This is a genomic window from Streptomyces sp. WG5, assembly GCF_049974565.1.
In the GTDB taxonomy this organism is placed as follows: domain Bacteria; phylum Actinomycetota; class Actinomycetes; order Streptomycetales; family Streptomycetaceae; genus Streptomyces.
Genome location: NZ_JBNGGC010000056.1, coordinates 21,347 through 30,313, shown reverse-complemented (window position 1 = coordinate 30,313; position 8,967 = coordinate 21,347). Strand labels below are relative to the sequence as shown.

The following is an 8,967-nucleotide window of genomic DNA, read 5'->3' as shown; positions in this document are numbered from 1 at the left end:
CGGGTCCTGTTGCCGGATCTGCGGCAGGCGTGGGAGTCGGTGGCGGCGGGTGAGCCGGTGCGGCTGGACCCGGTGGGCACGTCGTTCCGGCGCTGGGCGGGACTGCTCCACGAGCGGGCGCACGACCCGCGGGTGACCGCCGAACTCCCGTACTGGCAGGAGACGACGAGAAGCGGCGAGCCGGCACTCGGCAGCCGGGACCCGGACCCCGCCCGCGACACCGCCGGCACGGCACGACGGCTGACGGTGACGCTGCCGGGGGCGCAGACGGCTCCGTTGCTGTCGTCCGTCCCGGCGGCGTTCCACGGTGGGGTCGACGACGTGCTGCTGGGCGCGCTGGCCCTCGCGGTGCGTCAGTGGCGTGAGGCGCGGGGTGTGGACACCGTGGGCGGGGTGCTGGTCGACCTGGAGGGGCACGGCCGCGACAGCGACCGGCCGGACGTGGACCTCTCCCGTACCGTCGGCTGGTTCACCCGCGTCCACCCCGTCCGGCTCGACGTCACCGCCTGTGGGGACGACCCGGCGGACGCCGTCAAACGGGTCAAGGAACAGCTGCGGGCGGTCCCCGGTGACGGCGCCGGGTACGGCCTCCTCCGCCACCTCAACGCCGGCACCGCGCCCGCCCTCGCCGGTCTCGCCCGGCCCCGGGTCGGCTTCAACTACCTCGGGCGCACGCCGACGTCCGCGTCCCCGTCCGGTGCCGACTGGTCGCCGGTCGCACAGCCCGGGGGACCCGACGCCGATCCGGCCACCCCGCTCGCACACGCCTTGGACATCAACGCCGTCACGGTCGACGGCCCCGAGGGCCCGGTGCTGTCGGCGACGTTCGCGTGGGCGGGGGAGCTGCTCGACGAGGCGGAGGTGCGGGAGCTGGCCGAGCGGTGGCTGCGGGCGCTGGAGACCCTCGCGGGCACGGATGCCGGGGCCGGCGGGCACACGCCGTCCGACTTCTCCCTCGTGTCCCTGACCCAGGAGCAGGTGGAGGCCCTGGAGGCCGCCCACCCGGACCTGGAGGACGTCCTCCCGCTCTCCCCCCTCCAGGACGGCTTCCTGTTCCACGCGCTGTACGACGCCCAGGACACCGACGTCTACACCGCCCAGCTCGTACTCGACCTGGCCGGCCCCCTGGACGCGCCGGTCCTGCGCGAGGCGTGGACGGCGCTGCTGCGCCGGCACGCCAACCTGCGGGCCGCCTTCGTGCACGACGGCACCGGCACCCCCGTCCAGGTCGTCGTGCGCGACCCCGAACTGCCGTGGCGCACCGTGGACCTGACCGGCGTACCGACGGCGGAGCACACCGTCCGGCGTGACCGCGTCGCCGAGGAGGAGCGGTCGGCCCGGTTCGACCTGTCGCGGCCTCCGCTGCTGAGGATCGCGCTGGTCAAGCACGACGAGGAGCACCACAGCCTCGTCCTGACGCCGCACCACATCCTGCTCGACGGCTGGTCCATGCCCGTGCTGCTCCGCGAGATGTTCGCGCTGTACGCGGCGCGGGGCTCGGCGGCCGGACTGCCCGCCGTCACCCCGTACGGCGACTACCTCGCCTGGCTCGCCGCCCAGGACCGGGAGGCAGCCAGGGCTGCCTGGACCGCCGAGCTGGCCGGGCTGGACGAACCGACGCTGCTCGCCCCCGGGGCGGCCGGCACGTCCACGGCAGAACCGGGCCACGTCACCCTGGAACTGCCCTCGGACACGGTCGAGGCCCTGCACCGGCTGGCCCGGGAAGCGGGCCTGACGGTCAACACCCTGGTGCAGGGCGCCTGGGCGGTCCTGCTGTCCCGCATGACGGGCCGTGACGACGTCGTCTTCGGCGCCACGGTCGCGGGCCGCCCGCCGGAGGTCGCCGGGGTCGAGTCCATGGTCGGGCTCTTCATCAACACGCTGCCCGTCCGGGTCGCCCTCGATCCGCGGGCGACCGTCCGGCAGACGCTCACCGCACTCCAGACCGGCCAGTCGTCCCTGATGGCCCACCAGCACCTCGGACTGAGCGAGGTCACGAGGCTGTCCGGCCACCCCGCCCTCTTCGACACCCTCGTGGTCTTCGAGAACTACCCGGTCGACCGGGAGTCGCTCGCCCCACGGGAAGGCGCCCCGGGGCCGCGGCTCACCGGGGTGAAGGGCCGGGACGCCACCCACTACCCGCTGAGCCTGATCGTGACCCAGGGGTCCCGGACGACCGAGGGCTCACCGGACTCCGCGGGCGGTGCCCTCACCCTCCGCCTCGGCTACCAGCCCGCGCACTTCGACCACGCGGCCGTGACCGCGCTGGCCCAGCGGCTGGGCCTGCTGCTGCGGGAGTTCGCCACGGAGCCCAGCCGGCGGCCGGCGGCCGTCGACGTGCTCCGTGCCGAGGAACGCGAACTGGTCCTCACCCGGTGGAACGACACGGCGGTGCCCCTCGCGCCGGCCACCCTCCCCGAGCTGTTCGCCGCCCAGGCCGCCCGTACACCCGACGCGCCGGCCGTCGTCCACGGGACACAGCGGCTGACCTACGGCGAGCTGGCCGCCCGCGTCTCCGCCCTCGCCGACCGACTGCGCCGGGCCGGAGCCGGACCGGAGACCCGCGTCGCCGTCGCCGTGCCCCGCTCCGCCGAGCTGATCACGGCCCTCCTGGCGGTACTCCGGACGGGCGCCGCGTACGTCCCCGTCGATCCGGGCCTTCCGGCGGAACGCGTCGCCCTGCTCCTCGAGGACACCCAACCGGTCCGGATCCTGGTCACCGAGGCGGTGGCGGCACGGTCCCCGCTGCCCGCGGGTGACACGCCCGTCCTCGTCGTGGACGCCGACACCGGCGACGGGACGCCCACCCCCGGGACGGACACCGCTCCCGACCCGCGCAACCCCGCCTACGTCATCCACACCTCCGGCTCCACCGGCCGGCCCAAGGGTGTCGCCGTCTCGCACGAGGCCGTCGTCAACCGCCTGCTGTGGATGCAGGACGCCTACCGGCTCACCGCCGGGGACCGGGTGCTGCACAAGACCCCCACCGGCTTCGACGTCTCCGTGTGGGAGCTGTTCTGGCCGCTCGTCACCGGCGCGGCCCTGGTCGTCGCCCGTCCCGACGGGCACCGGGACCCGGCCTACCTCGCGGAGCTGATACGCGCCGAACACGTGACGACGGCGCACTTCGTGCCGTCGATGCTCGGCGCGTTCCTCGACGAGCCCGCCGCGGCCGGGTGCACCGGACTGCGCCGGGTGGTGTGCAGCGGTGAGGAGCTCCCCGCCGACCTGGCGGCCCGCTTCCACACCGTGCTGCCCGAGGTGTCGCTGCACAACCTGTACGGCCCGACCGAGGCGGCCGTCGACGTCACCCACTGGGACTGCGAACCGGACGCCCGGGGCCCCGTGCCGATCGGCCGGCCGGTCTGGAACACCCGGGCGTACGTGCTGGACGCGGCGCTGCGTCCGGTGCCGCCCGGGTCCACCGGCGAGCTGTACCTCGCCGGGATACAGCTGGCGCGCGGCTACCACGGCAGGCCCGCGCTGACCGCCGAACGCTTCGCCGCCGACCCGTTCGGGCCTGCCGGGGCCCGCATGTACCGCACCGGCGACCTGGCCCGATGGCGCGCCGACGGCGCCCTGGAGTACCTGGGCCGCGCCGACCAGCAGGTCAAGGTGCGCGGGGTACGGATCGAGCCGGGCGAGGTCGAGGCGGTCCTGCGCGCCCACCCCGGCGTAGCCCGCGCCGCCGTCGTCGTACGGGCCGACGGACAGGGCGAGGCCCGGCTGATCGCCTACGCCGTGCCCGCCGTCGCCGGCCCCGCCCCCGAGCCCGTCGAACCGGCCCTGCTGCGGCGGTACGTCGCGGACCGTCTGCCGGAGTACATGGTGCCCGCGGCCGTCGTCATCCTGCCGGACCTGCCGCTCACCGTGAACGGCAAACTGGACCGCAGGGCGCTGCCCGAACCCTCGTTCACCGCGGCCGGAGACGGCCGCCCGCCGCGCGACGCCGAGGAGCGGCTGCTCTGCGAGCTGTTCGCCGAGGTGCTCGGCGTGGACCGGGTCGGCCCCGAGGACGGCTTCTTCGAGCTGGGCGGGCACTCGCTGCTCGCGGTCCGGCTGCTGGGCCGTATCCGCTCGGCCACCGGCTCCGGCTCCGGTACCGCCCTGGGCATCCGCTCGCTGCTCGACGCGCCCACCCCCGAGGCCCTGGCCCGCCTGCTGCGTTCCGGCGGCGGGCACGGGACAGGGACCGAGGAGGCCACGCGGGCCCTGGAGGTCCTGCTGCCGCTGCGCGCCACCGGCACCCGGCCGCCCTTGTTCTGCGTCCACCCGTGGGCCGGGCTGAGCTGGCCGTACGCCGGCCTGCTCCGCTCCCTCGGCGAGGACCGGCCGCTGTACGGGCTCCAGGCCAGGGGGCTGGCCCGGGACGAGGAACCGCCCGCGTCCGTGGGCGAGATGGCCGACGACTACCTGGCCCGTATCCGCGAGGTCCAGCCCGAGGGCCCGTACCACCTGCTGGGCTGGTCCTTCGGCGGCCTGGTGGCCCACGAGATGGCGGTGCGGCTGCGCGAGGCGGGGGAGGAGGTCGCGCTGCTGGCCCTGCTCGACGCCTACCCGCCGGACGCGACCGCGGCCGCCGTCGAGCGTGCCGAGGCCACCGGTTCGCCCTCGCGGGAGCGGGAATGGTCGGACGGCGACGTCCTCGCCCGGCTGCTGCGGTTCCTCGGCCACGAGGCGCCCGGCTTCCCGGACGGCGGCCCGGTGGACGCCGAGGCGGCCCGCGAGGTCCTGCGGCGCGAGGGCGCGCCCCTCACCGACATCCCGCCGCGCACCCTGCGGGTGTGGCCCGGCATCGCCGCCCACCACGCCCGGCTGCAACGGGAGTTCGCTCCCCGCCACTTCGACGGTGACGTCCTGCTGTTCACCGCCGAACCGGACCCGGGGACGGACGCGCCGGCTCCCGCGTCCTGGGCGCCGTACGTCGGCGGACGGCTCGACCCGCACCCCGTCGCCTGCGGCCACCACGACATGACGCTGCCCGGCCCCGCCGCGGAGATCGGCCGCGCCGTCGCGGAACGTCTGGCGGGCACCGGCCGCCCCCACACCACCTGACCCCCGTCCGACCGACCCCACCCACCCCAGTACGGAGCACCCCCATGACCAACCCCTTCGAGAACGACGACGCCCAGTACCTGGTCCTCGTCAACGACGAACTCCAGTACTCCCTCTGGCCGGTCTTCGCCGACGTCCCCGCCGGCTGGACCGTCGCCCTCCCGGCCTCGAGCCGCCAGGAGTGCCTCGACCACGTCGAGAAGAACTGGACGGACATGCGGCCCAAGAGCCTGGCCGACGCCATGGCCGAGCAGTGACCGCCCCGGACCCCCACTCCCCGCCCTCGACCGCCCCGGACCCCCACTCCCGGCACTCGACCACCCCGGAACACCCCGTGAGGAGAACGACATGACAGACACGGCACCCGCCGCCTCCCTCCGCGTCGGCCACGTCGAGCTGTACGTCACCGACGCCGAGGCCGCCGCGGCGGCCTTCACCGACGGCTACGGCTTCCAGGTCTGCGCCACCGCCGAACGCGGCGGCCCCGAGGGCGCTTCCCGCTCCCTCGCGCTGCGCCAGGGCGACATCGTCCTCGTGGTGACCCAGGCGCTCGACGACCACCACCCGGCCGCCGCCTACGTGGCGCGGCACGGCGACGGCATAGCCGACATCGCGCTCACCGCCCGCGACGCCCGCGAGGCCTTCGCCGACGCCGTCTCCCGCTCCGCCACGCCCCTCGCCGAGCCCGCCGAGCGGGAGGGCTGGGTCACCGCCGTCATCGCCGCCGGCTTCGACGACGTACGCCACACCCTGGTCCAGCGGCCCGCCGGCGGCACGGACACCGCCGTCCCGCTGCCCGGCTTCGAGCCCGTGGCGGCCTCCGCCGCCTCCGGGGGACCGGCGCCGGTGGGCCTGACGGTCCTCGACCACGTCGCGGTGAGCGTCCCCATGGGCCGGCTGGCCGAGACCACCGGCTACTACGAGCGGGTCTTCGGCTACGAGTCCGTGTACGAGGAGCTGATGGTCCAGGGCACCGAGGCCATGGACTCCAAGGCCGTCCGCAGCCCCGCCGGGGACCTCACCTTCACCGTCCTCGCGCCGAGCCCGCAGCACGAGGCCGGTCACATCGGTGACTTCCTGGAGCGGCACGGCAGCGGCGGCGTGCACCACCTGGCCTTCGCCACCACCGACATCATCGGCACCGTCGACCGGATGCTCGAACGGGGCATCGTCTTCCTCGGCACTCCCGACACGTACTACGACCGGCTGGAGCAGCGCCTCCAGCTGAACCGCCACTCGATCGCCGAGCTGCGCAAGGGCCGCATCCTCGCCGACGAGGACCACGGCGGCCAGCTCTTCCAGATCTTCACACGGACCGTCCACCCCAAGCGCACGGTCTTCTACGAGATCATCGAGCGCGCCGGCGCGGACAGCTTCGGCGGCGGCAACGTCCGCGCGCTGTACGACGCCGTACAGGCGGAGAAGGCCGAGCACGAGGCCGCCGCGAACGCCGACGGGGAGACCGCATGACCGACCCGGCACTCGCCGGCCTGCTCACCCCCGCCGACGCGGAGGCCCTGGCGGCGGCGGTCCTGCCCGCCGCCGTGGAGCGCTTCGTCGGCGGGGCGGCGGGCGCGGAACTCACGCTCCGCGCCAACCGCGCCGCGTTCGACCGGCTCCACCTCGTCCCCCGGGTGCTCGCGGACGTCTCGTCCGTCGGCACCACCCGCACCCTGCTCGGCACGGAGAGCGCCCTCCCGGTCGCCGTGGCCCCGATGGCGTACCAGCGGGCCGTGCACCCGGACGGCGAACTGGCCGCCGCCCGCGCCGCCCGGGACGCCGGTGTCCCGTTCACCGCGTGCACCTTCAGCAGCACCGCCGTGGAGGACATCGCCGCCACCGGCGCCACCACCTGGTTCCAGCTGTACTGGCTGCGCGACCGCGGCCACACCGAGGAGCTGCTGAAGCGCGCGGAGGCGGCCGGCTGCCGCGCGCTGATGCTGACCGTCGACACCCCGAGGATGGGACGCCGGGCGGCCGACATGCGCGGCGCCTTCGCCCTGCCCGAGGGGGTGTCGCCCGTGCACTTCGGTCCCCGCCCCGACGGTGTGCCGCGCACCGCGAGCAGCGGCGTGAGCGCGGTCGCCGCGCAGACCGCCAACGTCGTCGACCCGTCCCTCGGCTGGGCCGACCTGGACTGGTTGCGCGAACACACCCGGCTGCCGCTGGTCCTCAAGGGCGTGCTGGACCCGGCCGACGCCGAACGCGCCGCGGCCTGCGGTGCGGACGCGCTGGTGGTCTCCAACCACGGCGGCCGCCAGCTCGACGGCGCCCTGCCCGCGCTCGACGCCCTGCCCGCCGTGGCCGAGGCCGTCGCGGGGCGGTGCGAGGTGCTCCTCGACAGCGGTGTCCGCAGCGGCACGGACGTCCTGAAGGCCCTCGCCCTCGGCGCGGACGGCGTGCTGCTGGGCCGCCCCGTGCTGTGGGGCCTGGCGGCCGGCGGGCACCGGGGCGCGCTCCGGGTCCTCCACCTGCTCGGCGAGGAACTGGAGTCGGCCCTCGCGCTGGCCGGCTGCCCGGACCTCGCCGCGGCGGCACGGCTGCGCACCGTCGCCGGTCCGGGAGAGGAACCGCGGTGACCGCGACGACCACGGCGAGCACGACCGCGCACGGCCTCGGCCTCAGCGCGCTGCACCCCTCGGTGGGCGACCCGCTGCTCTCCTCGATGAACTTCCTCAACGAGATCGCGGGCCGCCACCCGGACGCGCTCTCCCTCGCCGCCGGCACACCGTACGAGGGGTTCTACGACGTCGAGGACATCCACCGCGCGCTGCGGGTCTTCGGCGACCACCTGCGCACCGAACAGGGGTACGGCGAGGAGCGGGTCCGGCGCACGCTGCTCCAGTACGGACGGACGAAGGGCATCATCCACGAACTGATCGCCCGCCAGCTGTCCGTGGACGAGGGCATCGACGTCGACCCGGAGGCCGTCCTCGTCACCACGGGCTGCCAGGAGGCGCTGTTCCTCACCCTGCGGCTGCTGCGCCGCGACGACCGCGACGTGCTGCTGGCCGTCACGCCGGCCTACGTCGGCGTCACCGGGGCCGCGCGTCTCCTGGACCTGCCGGTGCACCCGGTCGCCGAGGGCCCGGACGGCGTCGACCTGGACGACCTGCGGCGGCGTATCGGCACCGCCCGCGCCGCCGGGCTGCGCCCGCGCGCCCTGTACGTCGTCCCCGACCACGCGAACCCCTCGGGCATCCGGATGCCGGTGCCGGTACGCCGCGACCTCCTCGACCTCGCGGACCGGGAGGAGATCCTCCTCCTGGAGGACAACCCGTACGGTCTCTTCCCGCGCCGGGGGCACCGGCTCCCGACGCTGAAGGCGCTGGACACCGCACGCCGTGTCGTCCACCTCGGTTCGCTGGCGAAGACGGTGTTCCCGGGGGTACGGATCGGCTACGCGGTGGCCGACCAACCGGTGGAGTCGGGACCGTACCTGGCGGACCTGCTCGCCAAGGCCAAGAGCATGGTCACCGTCAACACCTCGCCGATCGCCCAGGCGGTGGCCGGGGGAAGGCTGCTGGAACACGGGTGCAGCCTGGTCCGCGCCACCGAACGGGAGAGCGAGGTGTACCGGGAGGGCCTCGACCGGATCGTCGAGGGGCTGGCCCGCCGCTTCCCCGACCCGTCGGCGTCCGGGGTGAGCTGGAACCGCCCCGAGGGCGGCTTCTTCGTCGTCGTCGACGTGCCGTTCGACGTCACCGACGCGGTCCTGGAGCGCTCGGCCCGCGAGCACCGCGTGCTGTGGACGCCGCTGCACCACTTCTACGACGCGGCGGCGTCGGAGACCGGAGCCGGCGTCGGACCGTTGCGCCGTCTGCGCCTGTCGTGCAGTGCCCTCGGACCGGAGGACGTCGAGGAGGCGCTCGACCGGTTCGCCGCCTTCGTCCGTTCAGCCTGAGCACAGCG

Annotated in this window: 5 protein-coding genes; all 5 read left to right on the top strand. The window is 75.3% G+C overall.

From position 1 onward, the window contains the following. Window positions 1-9: 9 nt before the first annotated feature. A complete protein-coding gene (locus ACP4IX_RS34900; protein WP_426558564.1) occupies window positions 10-5,055 on the top strand; it encodes an amino acid adenylation domain-containing protein in 5,046 nt (1,681 codons plus the stop codon). Window positions 5,056-5,099: 44 nt separating this feature from the next. Next, window positions 5,100-5,312 (top strand): MbtH family protein, encoded by a 213-nt coding sequence (locus ACP4IX_RS34895; protein ID WP_217140139.1) that lies wholly within the window; start codon window positions 5,100-5,102, stop codon window positions 5,310-5,312. Between the two features lie 91 nt (window positions 5,313-5,403). Then, complete coding sequence (gene hppD / locus ACP4IX_RS34890) at window positions 5,404-6,525, top strand: 4-hydroxyphenylpyruvate dioxygenase (protein WP_426521884.1); 1,122 nt, start codon at window positions 5,404-5,406, stop codon at window positions 6,523-6,525. Next, complete coding sequence (locus ACP4IX_RS34885) at window positions 6,522-7,634, top strand: alpha-hydroxy acid oxidase (protein WP_426521885.1); 1,113 nt, start codon at window positions 6,522-6,524, stop codon at window positions 7,632-7,634. Before hppD ends, ACP4IX_RS34885 begins: the two co-directional genes overlap by 4 nt. Beyond that, entirely contained in the window at window positions 7,631-8,959 is a 1,329-nt protein-coding gene (locus ACP4IX_RS34880) for a PLP-dependent aminotransferase family protein (RefSeq protein WP_426558562.1), read from the top strand. Before ACP4IX_RS34885 ends, ACP4IX_RS34880 begins: the two co-directional genes overlap by 4 nt. Window positions 8,960-8,967: the final 8 nt, after the last annotated feature.